This window comes from Bradyrhizobium sp. BR 10261 (assembly GCF_019455395.1).
GTDB lineage: Bacteria > Pseudomonadota > Alphaproteobacteria > Rhizobiales > Xanthobacteraceae > Bradyrhizobium > Bradyrhizobium manausense.
Genome location: NZ_JACOFQ010000024.1, coordinates 92,192 through 109,221, shown reverse-complemented (window position 1 = coordinate 109,221; position 17,030 = coordinate 92,192). Strand labels below are relative to the sequence as shown.

Here is a 17,030-nt window from a genome sequence, read left to right as displayed (position 1 = left end):
GCTGCAAGAAATTCAGCCATGCGTTTGTCGATTCGCACGATGACGCATGGCTGGACGCGCATGTGTGATCGTGACGCATGTGGCAATTCGATGAGGAGCGTAATATCAATCTCCTGATCTCAACGCAGAGATAGGAGCGATGCCATGGTTCTCGGGATGAGCCTGCAAGCCTTCACACTGGTCCATGTCGTCATCAGTCTGATCGCCATCGCAGCTGGCCTCGTCGTGATGTTCGGCCTGCTCGGCTCGAAGCCGATGCCGGGCCTCACGGCGATCTTCCTGCTCTTCACCATCCTGACCAATGCCACGGGATTTTTGTTCCCGTTCAAGCAGCTGCTGCCCTCCTACATCATCGCCGGCATCTCGCTGGTGCTGCTCGCGATCGCCTGCATCGCGCTCTACGGCATGAAGCTCAAAGGCGTCTGGCGGCCGGTCTATATCGTGACCGCGATGATCTCGCTCTACTTCAACGTCTTCGTGCTGATCATCCAGTCGTTCCTGAAGATCCCGGCTTTGGCCGCGCTCGCACCCGCCGTGCCGCCGGCGCCGCCGTCGGGTCCCGTGTTCGCCGTGGTGCAGGGCCTCGTGCTGGTGTTCTTCGTGGTGCTGACCGTCGGCGCCTGGCGCCGCTACAAGCCGATGGCGTTCGCCTGATCGCCAGCTCGTCGTCATTCCCGGGGCATCGCGCAGCGATGAACCCGGAATCTCGTGCGACAATCTCCGGATTCCGGGTCGACGCTTTGCGTGCCCTGGAATGACTCTCTCACTAAAGGAGCCCCCAATGCCCACCATCACCACCAAAGACGGCGTCGAGATTTTCTACAAGGATTGGGGCTCGGGCCAGCCGATCGTGTTCAGTCATGGCTGGCCGCTGACGTCGGACGACTGGGACGCGCAGATGATGTTCTTCGTCACCCGCGGCTATCGCGTCATCGCCCATGACCGCCGCGGCCATGGCCGTTCGACGCAGGTCGCCGACGGCCACGACATGGATCACTACGCCGACGATCTCGCGGCGCTGACCGCGCATCTCGACCTCAAGAACGCGCTCCATGTCGGCCATTCCACCGGCGGCGGCGAGGTCGTGCATTACATCGCCCGCCATGGCGAGTCTCGCGTGGCGAAGGCCGCGATTCTATCCGCGGTGCCGCCGCTGATGCTGAAGACCGAGGCCAATCCCGGCGGCCTGCCGAAGAGCGTGTTCGACGGCTTCCAGGCCGCGCTCGCCGCCGGCCGCTCGGCGTTCTATCGCGATATCGCGGCCGGTCCCTTCTATGGCTACAACCGTCCCGGCGCAAAACCGTCGGAAGCGGTGATCCAGAACTGGTGGCGCCAGGGCATGATGGGCGGGGCGAAGGCGCATTACGACGGCATCGTCGCGTTCTCGCAGACCGATTTCACCGAGGATCTGAAGAAGATCAACGTGCCGGTGCTGGTGATGCATGGTGACGACGACCAGATCGTGCCTTATGCGGATTCCGCGCCGCTATCGGCCAAGCTGCTCAAGAACGGCACGCTGAAGACCTACAAGGGTTTTCCGCACGGCATGCCGACCACGGAAGCCGAAACCATCAACGCGGACCTGCTGGCGTTCTTCAAGAGCTGAGCGGATCGCCCTGCTTGCGGGCGGGGGTGGGATGTCTCAGCGAGGCTGACCAGTGTAGCCTTCGAGCTCGCAGCCGCCGCGCCGGCTGCGAGCTTTTGGATATTTCGGCGCCGGCGCGCGTTGAGGCCTGTCCGCCCCCCTCGAGGAGAAGTGCCGGTGATGTCTCCCCCGCTCAAACTGATCGCGCTCGATGCGGACGATCTTGCCGTGATCTCCACCCATGTGCAGGACGCCCGCGTCCAGCCGTCCGACATCATCTGGCGGCAGGGCGAGAAGCGCCTGGTGGTCGGCATGAGCCGGCTGGACTGGGAGCAGACCCTGGCGGGCGAGACCGAGCCGCGCCGGCTGGTGTCGGCGCTTCGTTTCGACCGGGTGCTGGCCTGCAAGTCGCGCAACATCGACCTGGCCGCGCCGGGCAAGATCCTGGACCTCGTCGGCATCGAGTTTCATCCCCAGGACGGCCGCAACGAGGAGCCTGGCGGTAGCGCATTGCTGCTGTTCGCCCAGGGCGGCGCCATCCGCCTCGACGTCGAATGCCTGGAGTGCGAGCTGACCGATCTCGGGGCGGACGAACTGGGAACGGCGGTAGAGATCGAGGGGGAGGGGTGAGGCGGCCGGTATACCAGTGCATGCGGCTCAGGTTGCCGCCGAGCCTGCCAAGGGCTGCCAAGGGCTGCCAAGGGTTGACGCAGCTTCCCCGCCGCGCCATTGAGCAGGGGCCGGTGAGCCGGACTGCGCCCCCTTAAAACCAGCAGAAGCCAAGCCAAAAATGCCCGTTCGTCTTGACCGCAGCAGTGCCGATTTTGACCAGCGATTCGCGGCCTTCCTCGCCGCCAAGCGCGAAGTCTCGGCCGACGTCGAGGCCGCCGTGCGCGCCATCGTCGACGATGTGGCAAGGCGCGGCGACGCCGCCCTGCTCGAGGCCACGGCCAAGTTCGACCGGCTGACGCTGGATGCATCCGGCCTTCGCGTCTCGGCCGCCGAGATCGACGCCGCGACCAAGGCCTGCGATGCGGCGACGCTGGACGCGCTCAAGCTCGCGCGTGACCGTATCGAGACCTATCACCGCCGCCAGCTGCCGAAGGATGAGCGCTTCACCGACCCGCTCGGCGTCGAGCTCGGCTGGCGTTACACGGCGATCGAATCCGCCGGCCTCTACGTGCCGGGCGGCACTGCCGCCTATCCATCCTCGGTGCTGATGAATGCGGTGCCTGCCAGGGTTGCGGGCGTGTCGCGCCTCGTGATGGTGGTGCCGTCGCCGGACGGCAAGCTCAATCCGCTGGTGCTGGCAGCCGCCTCGCTCGGCGGTGTCACCGAGATCTACCGCGTCGGCGGCGCGCAGGCTGTCGCCGCGCTCGCTTACGGCACCGCGACGATCGCGCCGGTCGCCAAGATCGTCGGCCCCGGCAATGCCTATGTCGCCGCCGCCAAGCGGCTGGTGTTCGGCAAGGTCGGCATCGACATGATCGCCGGCCCCTCCGAAGTGCTGGTCATTGCCGACGACACCGGCAATGCCGACTGGATCGCCGCTGACCTGCTGGCGCAGGCTGAGCACGATGCCAGCGCGCAGTCGATCCTGATCACGGATTGCGCGCGCCTGGCCGCCGATGTCGAGAAAGCCGTTGAAGCGCAGCTGAAGACGCTGCCGCGCGCCGCGATTGCCGGCAAGTCCTGGGCCGATTTCGGCGCCGTCATCATGGTGAGGAGCCTCACCGACGCCATCCCGCTTGCGGACGCGATTGCCGCCGAGCATCTCGAGATCATGACCGTCGATCCCGACGCGCTCGCCGCAAAAATCCGCAACGCCGGCGCAGTGTTTCTCGGTGCGCATACGCCGGAGGCGATCGGCGATTATGTCGGCGGCTCCAACCACGTGCTGCCGACGGCGCGCTCGGCACGATTCTCTTCGGGCCTCGGGGTCGCCGATTTCATGAAGCGCACCTCGATCCTGAAATGCGGCCCGGACCAGCTGCGTGCGCTGGGGCCGGCTGCGATGACGCTCGGACAAGCGGAGGGGCTGGACGCCCATTCGCGCTCGATTGGATTGCGCCTCAATCTGTCATGACAAAGCCGCCCGAACAGGACGACTCGACCAATCGCATCGTTGCGGTCACCCTCGACGAGGACTCGATCGGCCGTTCCGGGCCCGACATCGAGCATGAGCGTGCGATCGCGATCTATGATCTGATCGAGCAGAACCTGTTCGCGCCCGACGGCGCCGAAGGGAAGGGCCCGTTCACGCTGCATATCGGCATCAGCGGCAACCGGCTGATGTTCGATATCCGCCGCGAGGACGGCACGCCCGTGGTCGCGCACCTCTTGTCGTTGACGCCGTTCCGGCGGATCGTGAAGGACTATTTCATGATCTGCGACAGCTACTACCAGGCGATCCGCACCGCGACCCCCGACAAGATCGAGGCCATCGACATGGGCCGCCGCGGCATCCATGACGAGGGATCGCGCACGCTGCAGGAGCGGCTGAAGGGCAAGGTGCGGGTCGATTTCGAGACCTCGCGCCGGCTGTTCACGCTCATCACTGTCCTGCACTGGAAGGGTTAGGTGCGATGGCGGGTCCGCCACGCGCACGCGATCCGCAATCGGTGCTGTTCGCCTGCGCGATGAACAGCGTGCGCTCGCCGATGGCCGAAAGCCTGCTGCAGCACATGTTCCCGCAAGGCCTCTACGTAAAGTCCGCCGGAGCCAGGAAAGGCGAGCTCGATCCGTTCGCCGTCGCCGTGATGGCCGAACTCGGCCAGGACATCTCCAGCCACAAGCCGCAGACCTTCGAGGAGCTGGAGGACTGGGAGGGGCTGAATTTCGACCTCATCATCACGCTGTCGCCGGAGGCGCATCACAAGGCGCTGGAGCTGACCCGCACGCTCGCCGCCGACGTCGAATACTGGCCGACGCACGATCCGACCACGATGGAAGGCAGCCGCGACCAGAAGCTCGCCGCCTATCGCGAGGTCTGTGACCAGCTCCTGATGCGGATCCGCCGGCGTTTCGCCAAAGTGGGCGCCGCGAGCGGATAGAGGCCGTAACACCTGCGTCACAGACCGAGGGCACACGCATGTCGGAAACCTCGAATCAGCAAAGTCCGGGTTCCGGGTTGTGAAATCAGCCCCCTTCCGATAGGTTCCGCGCGCAATTCACCCCTGCCTGATCCCTCAATCACCCGATGCTCGGCCGCCCCAAATTCGTACTTGCCTCCGGTTCGCCGCGGCGCCTGTCGCTGCTCAACCAGGCCGGCATCGACCCCGATGCGCTCCGGCCGGCCGACGTCGACGAGACGCCGCGGCGGGGCGAGCTGCCGCGCGCCTGCGCCAACCGCCTCGCGCGGGCCAAGGCCGATGCCGCGCTCAAATCCGTGCAGCTCGACGACGAGCTGCGCGGCGCCTTCATCCTCTCTGCCGATACTGTGGTGGCGGTTGGCCGCCGCATCCTGCCCAAGGCGAACCTGGTGGACGAAGCCGCGCAGTGCCTGCGGCTGCTGTCGGGCCGCAACCACCGCGTCTACACCGCGATCTGCCTGGTGACGCCGCGCGAGGCCTTCCGCCAGCGCCTGGTCGAGACCCGCGTCCGCTTCAAGCGGCTCTCGGAGGACGACATCCAGGCCTATATCGGCTCCGGCGAATGGCGCGGCAAAGCCGGCGGCTATGCCGTGCAGGGTATCGCCGGCTCGTTCGTCGTGAAGATGGTCGGCTCCTATACCAACGTGGTCGGCCTGCCGCTCTACGAGACCACGACGCTGCTCGGCGGCGAGGGCTTCCCGATCCGCTTCGGCTGGCTCAACGCCACCGCAGTCTGACCGGAATCCCGAAAACAACCCCATGCACAGTAGGATCGGCCGGCGCGGATTCTGCGCAGCGGCCCGAGAAACCCGTTTGCCGCCGGGTCCTTGAATGCCCCGACCCCGTGTACAGCTATCCCGACCATGGACGACCAAATCAAAAAGCGCACCTCGCCCCTCAAAACCTGCCCGATCTGCGGCAAGCCGCAGCTGCAGGCCACCCGCCCGTTCTGCTCCTCGCGCTGCCGCGACGTCGATCTGAACCGCTGGCTGAAAGGCTCCTACGTCATTCCCGGTCGGGATGACGAGGTGGATGATGTAGAATAGCTAGCAATATCAATATCTTATTTTGGTGGCCGGCACGCCATGGCAAGCCCGCCCGAGCTTGTACACAGCCGCGTCGCGCCCCGCGAGGCCGAAGGCGAAGCGTGGGTGGACAGGCAGCTCTCGGCCCACTATAAACCGCCCGCTCGATGGGCTTTGGCCCCTCTCTTGGAGCACGCCCAGGTAGCTCAGTTGGTAGAGCATGCGACTGAAAATCGCAGTGTCGGTGGTTCGATTCCGCCCCTGGGCACCAAAACTGCGCTTTTCCACGATCTTGTACGATTGCGTTCGCCAGATGACCGCCGCGAACATGCGCGCCCGTCATGAACGCGTTGTTCTCTCCGACCAGCGATCCGAACAGGGCAACGCCAAGCACGCTGCCTGTCTGCCGCGTCGCGTTCAATACGCCCGCGGCGAGGCCGGATCTCGACTTCTCGACACTGTCGAGCAGCGTTGAGGTCAAGGACGGTACGAGCAGGCCGAGCCCGCCGCCGAGGACCATGAGCTGAGCGCCGTATTTTGACATTCAGAATCACGATGCCAGTGCACTTGGATCGCACTCTGTCAGCGCAATTTGCCGTTTCGTTCTCATCTCTCCGATAGCGAAGCAGTGAAGCTTGCCAAGCCTTTTGGCGAAGACGGGCTGCCTGGATCGTCTCGCTTCCACCGCTGGTTTGCTACCAGGCGCCCGTCCGATTGTCCTTCAGGTTGTAGCGTCCGCACATGAGTGCCGCGTGGCGTTTCGTGAAGATGAGCACGCGCTTTCACGCATATCGCAGCAGCTTCGGCAGGGTGGAATCGGAATGGATCGAGAGTGATCTGAGATCTGACGCCGACACCCCTTCTAATGCCGTAAAGGCTCCGACTGGCCTTGTCAGGAATCGACGGACCGCTGTCCTGATCCATAGCACCTCGCTCGTTGTCCTGGGCACCAGCCGTTGCGATATGTGGACAAGCGAGGCGTCGCCCTCGGATTTGCGGCGAAGGCAACTAGCAGTCGTCGGCGCAACCCGACGAACGGCCGACGGCCATCATGACAAGCTGAGCGCAAGGAGGATGTGATGACCCCGAGCAGCATTGTTCCTCAGGCAAACGAAGAGCGAACTTATTCAACAATGATGGCCTGGCGCGTACACGAATTTGGGTCGCCAGACGTCATGAAGTTCGAGCGCGTGCCGCGACCCGAGCCAGGTCCTGGCGAGGTCCTGGTCAAAGTTGCGGCCGCTGGAGTTGGGCCATGGGACGGCTGGATCAGGTCCGGCAAGAGCGCTTTGCCGCAACCGCTTCCTCTCACATTGGGTTCGGATCTGTCCGGCGAAATCGTCGCGATGGGACCCAGAGTCACCGAACTACGTGTGGGAGATCAGGTTTATGGTGTTACGAATCCGCAGTTTGTCGGGGCCTACGCCGAGTACGCTCTGGCTTCCGCGGGCATGGTCTCGAACAAGCCAACCTCGCTAACCCACGTTGAAGCCGCGTCCGTTCCTGTTGTTGCCGTAACGGCATGGCAGGCGCTGTTTGATCACGCCCAACTGAAGGCAGGTCAAACGGTGGTCATTCACGGTGCGGCCGGCAACGTTGGATCCTATGCGGTTCAACTGGCCCGTCACGCGGGTCTACAAACCGTCGTAACCGCATCTACGGGCGATATTTCCGCTGTGCGCAACCTCGGCGCAAACACGGTGATCGACTACCGGACGCAGCGCTTCGAGAAAGAAGTGCAGAGCGCAGACGCTGTCATTGATCTGGTCGGCGGCGAAACCCAAGACCGCTCATTCCAGGTCCTTCGTCGCGGCGGCAAGCTGATCTCGGCAGTGTCCCGCCCGGATCGGGATCTTGCAAAGCGCTACGGTGTTGAAGCCACCTTCTTTTTGGTCGACGTCACGAGCCAATATCTGACGAAGATCGCTCGCTTCATCGATGATGGAAAGCTGCGAACAAACGTCGGGGCAGTCTTACCCCTCTCGGATGCGCGCGAGGCTCATTTGATGCTGGAACGGGTGCGGCCTCCGCCGAAAGGAAAGATCGTGCTCGAGATCGGAGCGAGTTGATCAGCATAATTTCGTGGTTGCGCGCGCACAACGCGCAACCAAACCCACAGTAACTCTTGAAAGGGCGCAACGATGGCAACACCAAATCTCGCCAATGCACTTGTCATTCCCGATTCCTTGCTCGCGAAAGAGGCGACAGACATCCTGCGCGAGCATTCCACCGATCTGCTGTTCAATCACTCGATCCGCGTCTACCTGTTCGCGGCTGAGCAGGGACGTCAGAGGAATCTCCGCTTCGACCGTGAGCTCCTTTACGTCGCCGCCGCATTCCACGATCTCGGGCTGATCAAGAAGTTCTCGAGTCCAGACGAGCGCTTCGAGGTCGATGGCGCAAATGCCGCGCGGCAGTTTCTTAGCACCCATAGCATCGCTGAAGATCAGGTGCAGACCGTCTGGGAAGCGATCGCGTTGCACACCACTCCCGGCATCCCGAAGTATATGGGTCCTGAAGTCGCACTCCTGAACTCCGGTGTGCTTCTCGACGTCATCGGGGTGGGGTTCGATCAGTTCCCAGCGGAGCTGCGCGAGGAAATCGTCGCCAAGTACCCGCGCACAAATTTCAAAGAAGGCTTCATTCAGGAGTATTTCGCCGGTTTTGCGCACAAGCCGGCGACCACGTATGGCACCGTCAACGCCGCCGTCTGCGAACGTTTCATCCCGGGGTTCAAGAGCCCCAACGCCTGCGACTTGATCGCTGCTTCGCCCTTCCCGGATTTCCCCGCATAAGGCTCACCATCATGACTAGGACGTATCCTGTGCTCCAGGAGCTGAATCCCGAGCGCGCGCAAGCTACCGTCGCCGACTCGCTGGCCTCTCTCATCTGGCTAACTCTCGGCGCTTTTGCCATCGGCACCGAGGGATTCATGATCGCCGGGCTGTTCCCGGCCCTGGCGCGAGACCTGAACGTGGGTCTGGCAGCCGCCGGTCATTTGGTCACCGCCTTCTCCCTCGCTTATGCCATCGGCGCGCCGGTCATGGCCGTGTTGACGGCCGGGCTGGAGCGGCGTCGGCTGCTGGTCGTCGCCATGGGCGGCTTCGCCATGGGCAACCTGCTCGCAGCGCTGGCGCCAGACTATGCCCGGCTGTTGGCTTCGCGGCTGCTGTTGGCCCTGTCGGCAGCAAGCTTCATGCCGGCGGCCAGCGGATATGCCGCCGTACTGGGCGGTCCGGAGCGCCGTGGCCGCGCCCTGTCCACTATCACCACCGGGTTGACGCTGGCCATCATCGCCGGCGTGCCGCTAGGCGTACTGGTGGGGCAGGGCTTTGGCTGGCGCGCCACCTTTTTCGGTGTGGCGGGGCTGACGGTGGTCTCGCTGTTCGGGATTCTCATCCGGCTGCCGCGCCAACGGCCCGGCGTCACGGCCGGCCTGGGTAAGCGTCTGGCGCTGGCCAAGCGCCGCGATATCCTGGGCGCGCTGGCACTGGCGCCGATCAGTCTCTCGATGAATTCCTCCACGATCTACCTCGGCAGTGCGAAGGGTGCCGCGGCGGGCGCTGCGGTCATTTCCAATGGCGCGATGCAGCGGCTCGGCTGGGTAGCTGCGGGATTCGCTCTGGCCGCTCTGTTGTCGGTGCTGCTCAGCGGCAGCAGCACATCAGGTCGAAGTTGATGGCGGCGGCGATGGCTTCACACCGGAAGCGTCACCATGACCATCGATTCGGCTCTGCGTTCTGGTTTCAAGCAGTTGCGTGAACTCGTTGTAAGAGGAGATGCGATGATGTCGATCAGTGGATCTGACTATCAGATTGGTGCTGTATCAAACCCTCGAGGCATGTTGACAAAAGCAGCGGGAGGAGCATGGCGGACGGCCACCGTTCCGCTGATAGCAGCAGCGATCGCCCTGGGAGCTTCACCAGCGATCGCGCAGAATCGGGAGCAGGTGAAAGTCGCCTTCGCGCACGCACTGCCGAACCTCGAAGGAAAGAGGCTGGTTGCCGTGACGGTGACCTATCCTCCCGGAGCCAAGTCGCTGGCTCATCACCACGCAGCGTCGGCCTTTATCTACGCCTATGTGCTGTCCGGGACCATCCGCAGTCAAGTCGGCGAGGAACCCGCGAAGATCTATCACGCAGGTGAAAGCTTTTACGAAATGCCCGGTTCGCATCACAGGGTCAGTGAGAACGCGAGTGACATCGAGTCCGCCAGCTTGCTGGCAGTCTTCGTCGTGGATTCCAAGGACGAGCCCTTGACCACGCCGGACAAGGCGCCGGGATCACAATAATGTCGCGACGAGCTCACCAATGGCCGTGACGGTCGGGCGCTGCACCAAACTTGCGTCAGAGCCGAATATTGACCCCTATCGACTTCCAACCTTACCCCGGCACATTGCTCCAATGCTGGCTGATCCTGCCTGTGTGCAACGGGACAGATGATGCGTCGCGTTCTTGGCGATGCCCAACTCAAAGGGCACCGAGCTCCCAGCGCTGCCTGAGCGTCGCGAGAAAGTAACGGAACGAGCCGGACCCGGCTCCGTTATGCGGTCGTAATGTTGTCAACGATTTGAGCCGGAGCGATTCCATGTCGGGAACTTCGCGCTAAACACCTACGATCGGGAGAACGGCATGGCCGCCCCCTACACCATCAACATACCCGATGAGAGGCTGGCTGCTATCGGGACCAAGCTTGCAGGCTACGATTGGAATCAACTTCCAGATGCCGGCGGGTGGTCCGCAGGTGTAGGGATCGGCGATCTAAGGCGGCTCGTCGCCTATTGGCAGAACGATTTCGACTGGCGTGACGTCGAGCGCCGCCTAAATCGCTTGCCGAACTTCACGACCGACATCCAGGGCGAGCGAATTCACTACCTGCACATGCGGGGTGACGGTTCGAAGCCGCCCGTTCTACTTCTCCACGGGTGGCCAGGCTCTTACCTGGAGTTCGAACAGCTGCTCGAACCACTTTCGTCGGACGGACATGATGTAATCGTCCCTTCCCTTCCCGGCTTTGCATTCTCGACGCCGATTACTGGGGTAATTGGCCCGCGTCGGGCCGCTAACCTCATGCACCAGCTGATGGCTGAGCTATTCGGACCAACCCGCTATGTTGTCCAAGGTGGTGACTGGGGGGCCCATATCGCGAGCTGGATGGCCAACGAGCGACCTGACGCGCTGCTCGGCTTTCACATCAACATGGTCAGCGTCTTTCCCAAGGACGCGGCGGCGACATCGGTCGAGGAGAGGGATTTGATAGCCCGTCGGGCCAAAATTCTTGATTGGGAAACCGGCTATAATCATGAGCAGGAGACACGCCCGCAGACCCTGGGCGTGGCGCTGTCCGACAGTCCCGTGGGCGCGGCCGCGTGGATACTCGAAAAATTTGGCAAATGGGCGGACCTTCCCAAGCTTGCCGACGGCAGCCCAGACATCTGGAGCAAATTTTCCGAAGAGGAACTGCTCACAAACATCATGCTCTATGTCGCGCCATCGTCTGTCGTCACCGCAACGTGGATTTATCACGGCAAGCGGCTTGAAGGATCAGAATGGTTTCCACCTGGGACGCATGTGCGAGCACCGATGGGTGTCGCGGCATTCCCTGATCCCGTGTTTCTGCCCACGCCGCGCTCATTCGTGGAGAGGACCTATAACATCGTTCACTGGACTGACATGCCGAGAGGCGGCCACTTCGCTGCTTTGGAGGAGCCGGGGCTGATGTTGGCCGACCTTCGCGCCTTCATCGCCACCGTCTCGGGAGAGTGCTCCTGAGATGAGAACCGCCCTTTTCTGAAGCTTGTCCCATCACGAAGATCGATCTGCTCCAAGCCCGGTTAATCGGCGCAGAATGAAAGGAGCTGCACCAAGATTGCGTCAGAGCCCGGACTACCTGCATAATGAGTCTCCTGAGTGGAGAGGCAGGTGCCGGTACAAGCTGTCGCGATCGTCGTCTGTGAAGGGGTCCAGGCCCTGGACGTGGCGGGTCCGATGGACGTGTTCAGTGAGGCGAACACGTTTCTCGGCAGCGCGGATCGCTACGAAACCGTGTTGGTTGCTGCTCACTGCGAACCGCTACGCGCGTCGAACGGCATACGCATGGTCGCCGACCTGACCTTCGAGGAGGCGGCGGGCGGCTTCGACATCGTTCTGGTGGCCGGCACTCCGACGCCACCGGAAGCGGAGCCGGAACCGTGCCTGCTTCGGTGGGTCAAGGAGCTGCCGTGGCGCTCGAGCGTTTATGGCTCGATCTGCACAGGAGCTTTTGTGCTGGGCTATGCCGGCCTCCTCGACGATCGGCGTGTCACGACCCATTGGCAGGATGCACAGGCGCTGGCGGCGAGATTCCCGAAGGCGAAAGTCGAACCGGACTTGATCTATGTGCGCGATGGACGGCTGATCACCGCGGCGGGTGTGACGGCTGGGATAGATCTGGGCTTGGCACTCGTCGGGCAGCGGCACGGCGCGGAAACGGCGCTCAAGGTTGCCAAGCGTCTGGTCGTGGTTGCCCAGCGCCAGGGCGGACAGTCGCAGTTCAGTCCCTATCTCACGGCACCTGCCGATCCGCAATCGCCCATCGCACGCATCCAGGACCACGTCATGGCGAACATTGGGGATCGCCATACGCTGGAGTCGCTTGCCGCTGTCGTCGGAATGAGCTCCCGGAATCTGGCCCGGCATTTCGGGCAGGTGACCGGGACCACACCGCACGAATTCATCGAGCGCGCCCGCGTTGATGCCGCGCGCATGATGCTGGAAGCGAGCGACCGACCGCTGAAGGCCATTGCCTTCGATTGCGGCTTCGGATCGGCGGACCGGATGAGGATCGTCTTCAGCACCCGTCTTGGTGTGACTCCCGTCCAATATCGCGCCAGCTTCCGCCGGGCGGAATCGGAATAGATCGCGAGCTAACCGGCGATAGAGCAGTCGTCTCCTGCCGCCAAGAAGGCTCCGACAGGTGTGCTGTCAGGAAACGACGTACCGCTGTCCTGATCCATAGCATCCCGCTCGTTGTCCGGCGACGGGCTCTGTTGCCTAATACCGAAAAGCAAGGAGCCTGCTACTCAACCAAGGAAATTGTCCCATGTCCGAGATTATCGCCGGCATCCGCGTTCCCGACAGTGCTATCGCCCGCGCCGCCACGCAGCTTGTGCGCGATACCGAAGACGACCTGCTCTACAACCACAGTCGCCGCGTCTTCCTGTGGGGCGCTCTCACGGGCGAGCGCCGCGGGCTGAAATACGACCCGGAACTGCTTTACCTCGGCGCCATGTTCCACGACGTGGGTCTGACCGAGAAATATTCGAGCCCTGATTTGCGCTTCGAGGTCGACGGCGCCAATGCCGCCCGCAGATTCATGAAAAGCTACGGCGTGCCCGAGCGTGACATCGAGGACGTCTGGACTGCAATCGCGCTCCACACCACGCCGGGGATCCCCGAGCATATGCGCCCGACCATCGCGCTGGTGACCGCCGGTGTGGAGATGGACGTGCTCGGCATCGCCTTTCACGACTTCCCGCAAGAACAGCGCGACCATGTCTGCGTCCATCACCCACGCGAGACAAATTTCAAGGAGAATATCATCGATCACTTCGCCAACGGTATCATCAAGAAGCCGCTGACGACGTTCGGAAATGTGAAGGCGGACGTCCTGGCGCTGAAGGACACGAACTATGTCCGTCAGAATTTTTGCTCGATCATTCTTGGCTCAGCCTGGCCGCACTGATCCCTCGGTGGTGTGCGGCATCTCTGGCGGGAAGGCCAAGATCGAATCGATGCATTCGTGAACTCAAGGGTTTCCATATCGATGCGCCGCAAATCCAAATCTTGACGCCTCAACCCGAGACCAAATTGTTTGATTACATCCACAAGACGTACGGAATAACGACGTTTGACTATTCTCAGTACGACACCACGCGCCTGGTTTGGAACCACCCGCATGTGTCTCCTGAGAAGATGAGAGAGCTGATGTTCTGGGCTAACGATCAGCTCTTCACAACGCGAAACTCGATGAGGACGGCGAGCAAGGTCCTCTATCAGTCTGTCCAAACGTGGAAGACGCATGGCCTGCGTAACTTCTCGGTCCCTGTCTGGGCTGGGAACATCGAAACGCTCGGAGTGCCGCTTCGGGAGCTGGCGAGATACGGAAGCCGATCCAAGCTCACCTAGCTAGGAAGGATTTGCAGCGATTCGCGCCAATGCGAGCAGCGGGAAGTAGTGCCGATACATGTTGAAGCTCAACATGAAACCGCGTGATAGCTCCGTACCTTGCTGCAAGCGCTGGGCAAGTTCCTCGGCGGTCGAGTTGGTACGAGCGCCGATCCCATAGCCCGGAAAGCCCGTCGCCGTATAGTAGTCCTCGTCCCAGGTTCCATCGCTCTTCTGGGTTGAGCAGAGATGCTCGACACCCTTCCGAAGCGCCACGTCGATCTCGGGGCTGGAATTCGCAGATAGCAGGCACATAAGGCCCCATGCTGTTTGCGAGGGCGTGCTTGGTCCCCGTCCTCGAAGCTCAGGGTCCATGTAGGATGCGCAGGTTTCACCCCATCCGCCGTCGTCATTCTGCCTCGATAGGATCCAAGCAATGGCCCGCAGTACATAGGGCTGCGTCATGTCCTCGCCTATCGCTTTCAACGCCGGCAGAACAGCAGCGGTGCCGTAGATATGATTGACGCCCCAGCGACCGAACCAGCTTCCAGCTTCTTCTTGTTCGCTTCGGATGTAGTCTAGAGCGCGACGAATAGCTGGGTGGCACTTGTCATACCCGAGCGCCGCAAAGGCCTCGATAACGTGGCCTGTGACATCGACGCTTGGTGGATCAATTGCCTCGCCGAAATTACAAAATGGTATCTTTGAGATAATTTCCTTGTCGTTGTCTTTATCGAAGGCAGCCCAACCGCCATTGCGGCACTGCATGGCCAACGTCCATTCGACGCCCAACTCAATCGCACGTTCAACTCTCGGCCGCAGTTCGCCGCTCGTTGATCGTAGCTTTCCGAGAACGAGCAGAGCAATGGCAGTATCGTCAACGTCGGGATAGTAGTTGTTGGCGCGTTCGAAGGCCCACCCGCCAGGGCGCACATTCTTGATCTTAACAGCCCAGTCGCCAGGGACTAGAACCTGCTGATTGAGAGCCCATTCCAGCGCCTTGCGAACTTCGGCCTTGTTTGAAGATACTCCCGCCTCGTGGAGCGCAAGGATTGCTAACAGAGTATCCCATACCGGAGATTCACTCGCCTGAATATGAGTGGCGCCATTTCGCTCATAGCTCCAGTGTGTGCCCAGCGCGCCGATTGCCTTGGACACTACCGGGTGGTCCATGGTGTATCCCTCGTTAACCAGTGCGATCAATCCATATATCCAAGGGGGTTGGATGCCCCCCCACGCACCGTCCGCATCTTGGTGCCGGATCATCCATTCAAGACACAGCTTGATCGAATTCTCACGGAAGGGGATCAGCTTCAGCCTCTGCGCCTTATGAAGGACGCGATCAATCTTCAAAAAGAGCCATTCCAGCGAGAAGGTGCGCGCGCGTTTCGCCGGAATCGAAAAGTCGAAATCCTCATAGGCACATGGAAACAGCTCTTCGAGTTTGCTGCCGCCGGGGAGCGGCCAAACAGGGGTCCGTGCTGCGACGACGGTGAGAGGCACCATGGTCGCACGAGCCCATTGAGCGAAATTATAGATGTTGAATGGAAACCAAAGCGGCAATCGAATAATCTCTGGAGGCAGGTTGGGCGTATGCTCCCAAGGCCAAACGCCCACCATAGCCAGCCAATACCGCGTGAACACGCGGAGGTTTCTAATCGCGTCGTGCTCCAGGATCCATGTACGAGCGCGAACCAGTTCGTCGCAACCGGGATCAAATCCCTTGGCCCGCAGAGCTGCGTAAACCTCCACGGTCGAGTTGATATCGCCATCCGGGGCGCCAGGGTATATTCCCCAGGATCCATCGGGCCGCTGTCGTTGCAGCAGAGCCCCGATGACATCTTTCTCAGATGGTAACTCGAAGCCAACAATATGGCTGGCCAGCAACCACTCAGCCTCGATAGTCGAATTCGACTCGACCATACCGACCCAGAATCCGGACGAATCTTGAGTTTCCCACAGCCAACCGATCGCTGCTTGGATCGAGCGAGACAGTCGATCGGAGCGAGGTCGAACGGGCGCGGAAGTTTCTAAGGGGCTGAGATTCATTGTGTTTTCTGAGGCATGGTTGCACGAGCTGTACACTTAGAGCATGAAGCGAGAGCTCTCAAGAGAGAAGCGCCATCGGCATTTGACCGCCAGATTGCGCCGCCAACCGTGCCGGGCTTGCGAGGCGTGTCCGCCATGCCGATGAGTGGGGCCGCTTTCGCCGCATGCCCATGTCGAGTGCAACCTTGTCGGGAGCGGAGGTCTGCAGAAGCGGAATTCGTCTGTGGGGGACCGTTATCAGATGTTCGATCGATCTTCTGCTGTTGTCGCTCTGTGCTGCGCCTGTCTCGCGCGGACGGCAGAGCTCGGCTGAGCCGCTGACATACAACCTTCTGGCTGGGGGAAACACGGCGGATGGCGAGATAGTGCAGATATACGCTGGGATCAGCGCTGTGATGCTCATCGGCATTGCGTTCGGCGCGCTGATCATGGCCACCAACCGGATGCTCGGCGGGCATGACACGCGATCGATATCGCTCACACACGCGATCCAACTTGTCGTCTTGGCCTACGTGCTTTTTGTCGAAGGCTTCGCTTACCTCTACCTTCTCATTGATCGACCTGGCGCGAATGCCTTCGCCTTTGCACGAAGCACCGAGCATCGACTCGATTTCGGGAGTGCAAGCTACTTCAGTCTGACGACGCTCACGACGACGGGTTTTGGCGACATCGCGCCACTATCGCCGGCAGCGCGGATCGCCGCGATCGGGCAGATCACGATAGCGATTATGTTTACCTTATTCGCTTTCGGGCTCGTCACCTCAGCCATCGTGAAGCAGCGCGCGCAAACACGCGCTTGAACCAAACGCCCTGTTTCCAGTTCGCCTTTTGGGACAGGAGATCCTCATCGCATCGCAAGGCACTGGATCCGACAGAAAAGAGCCCGCCGGAGCGGGCTTTTGTAGTCTAAGCTGTTAGTGCCGCGGACGACGTTGTTGGGCACGTGGTTGCCCGATGTCCCGTCTCGTTGCAGATCGAGCATTTGGGACCGCGGCGCTCGCGAGCCGCGCCACCAAGAAGCTCATTGAGCTCGGTATCCAACTCCTCACGCTTCGCGATGAGTTCCTTCACTCGCGCGATCTTTCCGTCCAGGTCCATGTGCACGGAGAACAATCGATAGTGCTGACCCCAACTC

General features: G+C 61.7%; 17 protein-coding genes and 1 tRNA gene. 17 read left to right on the top strand and 1 reads right to left on the bottom strand.

Annotated features, from left to right (window positions below):
• Positions 1 to 144 precede the first annotated feature (144 nt).
• The 16 genes from HYH07_RS25830 to HYH07_RS25755 all read left to right on the top strand — a co-directional run bounded on the left by HYH07_RS25830 (position 145) and on the right by HYH07_RS25755 (position 13,424).
• Positions 145 to 654, top strand: coding sequence for a hypothetical protein (locus HYH07_RS25830; protein ID WP_220005142.1), 510 nt, complete (start codon positions 145 to 147; stop codon positions 652 to 654).
• A 127-nt stretch (positions 655 to 781) separates the two neighbouring features.
• The gene (locus HYH07_RS25825; RefSeq protein WP_220005141.1) at positions 782 to 1,606 is read left to right on the top strand and encodes an alpha/beta fold hydrolase; all 825 of its coding nucleotides are present in this window, start codon (positions 782 to 784) and stop codon (positions 1,604 to 1,606) included.
• 159 nt (positions 1,607 to 1,765) lie between these two features.
• Positions 1,766 to 2,215, top strand: a complete 450-nt coding sequence (locus HYH07_RS25820; protein ID WP_220005140.1) for a DUF2948 family protein — start codon at positions 1,766 to 1,768, stop codon at positions 2,213 to 2,215.
• Positions 2,216 to 2,375: 160 nt separating this feature from the next.
• Positions 2,376 to 3,671: a histidinol dehydrogenase gene (hisD, locus tag HYH07_RS25815; RefSeq protein ID WP_220005139.1), complete on the top strand. Its 1,296-nt coding sequence runs from the start codon at positions 2,376 to 2,378 to the stop codon at positions 3,669 to 3,671.
• The gene (locus HYH07_RS25810) at positions 3,668 to 4,165 is read left to right on the top strand and encodes a UPF0262 family protein (protein ID WP_057759780.1); all 498 of its coding nucleotides are present in this window, start codon (positions 3,668 to 3,670) and stop codon (positions 4,163 to 4,165) included. Before hisD ends, HYH07_RS25810 begins: the two co-directional genes overlap by 4 nt.
• A 5-nt stretch (positions 4,166 to 4,170) precedes the next feature.
• Positions 4,171 to 4,638, top strand: a complete 468-nt coding sequence (locus HYH07_RS25805; RefSeq protein WP_220005138.1) for a low molecular weight phosphatase family protein — start codon at positions 4,171 to 4,173, stop codon at positions 4,636 to 4,638.
• A 146-nt stretch (positions 4,639 to 4,784) separates the two neighbouring features.
• A complete protein-coding gene (locus HYH07_RS25800) occupies positions 4,785 to 5,414 on the top strand; it encodes a Maf-like protein (protein WP_188098821.1) in 630 nt (209 codons plus the stop codon).
• Between the two features lie 126 nt (positions 5,415 to 5,540).
• The gene (gene yacG, locus HYH07_RS25795) at positions 5,541 to 5,723 is read left to right on the top strand and encodes a DNA gyrase inhibitor YacG (protein ID WP_220005137.1); all 183 of its coding nucleotides are present in this window, start codon (positions 5,541 to 5,543) and stop codon (positions 5,721 to 5,723) included.
• A 174-nt stretch (positions 5,724 to 5,897) separates the two neighbouring features.
• Positions 5,898 to 5,973: transfer RNA gene (locus HYH07_RS25790), tRNA-Phe, on the top strand.
• An 808-nt stretch (positions 5,974 to 6,781) separates the two neighbouring features.
• Positions 6,782 to 7,771, top strand: coding sequence for an NADP-dependent oxidoreductase (locus tag HYH07_RS25785; protein ID WP_220005136.1), 990 nt, complete (start codon positions 6,782 to 6,784; stop codon positions 7,769 to 7,771).
• Between the two features lie 72 nt (positions 7,772 to 7,843).
• On the top strand, positions 7,844 to 8,497 hold the full coding sequence (locus HYH07_RS25780; RefSeq protein WP_220005135.1) for an HD domain-containing protein: 654 nt from the start codon (positions 7,844 to 7,846) through the stop codon (positions 8,495 to 8,497).
• Between the two features lie 29 nt (positions 8,498 to 8,526).
• Complete coding sequence (locus tag HYH07_RS25775; protein ID WP_312016693.1) at positions 8,527 to 9,381, top strand: MFS transporter; 855 nt, start codon at positions 8,527 to 8,529, stop codon at positions 9,379 to 9,381.
• A gap of 162 nt (positions 9,382 to 9,543) precedes the next feature.
• On the top strand, positions 9,544 to 9,993 hold the full coding sequence (locus HYH07_RS25770) for a cupin domain-containing protein (RefSeq protein WP_220005166.1): 450 nt from the start codon (positions 9,544 to 9,546) through the stop codon (positions 9,991 to 9,993).
• Positions 9,994 to 10,333: 340 nt separating this feature from the next.
• Entirely contained in the window at positions 10,334 to 11,473 is a 1,140-nt protein-coding gene (locus HYH07_RS25765) for an epoxide hydrolase family protein (protein ID WP_220005133.1), read from the top strand.
• 150 nt (positions 11,474 to 11,623) lie between these two features.
• A complete protein-coding gene (locus tag HYH07_RS25760) occupies positions 11,624 to 12,598 on the top strand; it encodes a GlxA family transcriptional regulator (protein WP_220005132.1) in 975 nt (324 codons plus the stop codon).
• 184 nt (positions 12,599 to 12,782) lie between these two features.
• Positions 12,783 to 13,424, top strand: a complete 642-nt coding sequence (locus HYH07_RS25755; RefSeq protein WP_220005131.1) for an HD domain-containing protein — start codon at positions 12,783 to 12,785, stop codon at positions 13,422 to 13,424.
• 443 nt (positions 13,425 to 13,867) lie between these two features.
• Here the strand turns inward: HYH07_RS25755 and shc are convergent, their stop codons facing one another.
• Complete coding sequence (shc, locus tag HYH07_RS25750; protein WP_220005130.1) at positions 13,868 to 15,895, bottom strand: squalene--hopene cyclase; 2,028 nt, start codon at positions 15,893 to 15,895, stop codon at positions 13,868 to 13,870.
• Between the two features lie 395 nt (positions 15,896 to 16,290).
• On the opposite strand from shc, the gene HYH07_RS25745 reads away from it, so the two are divergent.
• Positions 16,291 to 16,695 (top strand): potassium channel family protein, encoded by a 405-nt coding sequence (locus HYH07_RS25745; RefSeq protein WP_220005129.1) that lies wholly within the window; start codon positions 16,291 to 16,293, stop codon positions 16,693 to 16,695.
• Positions 16,696 to 17,030: the final 335 nt, after the last annotated feature.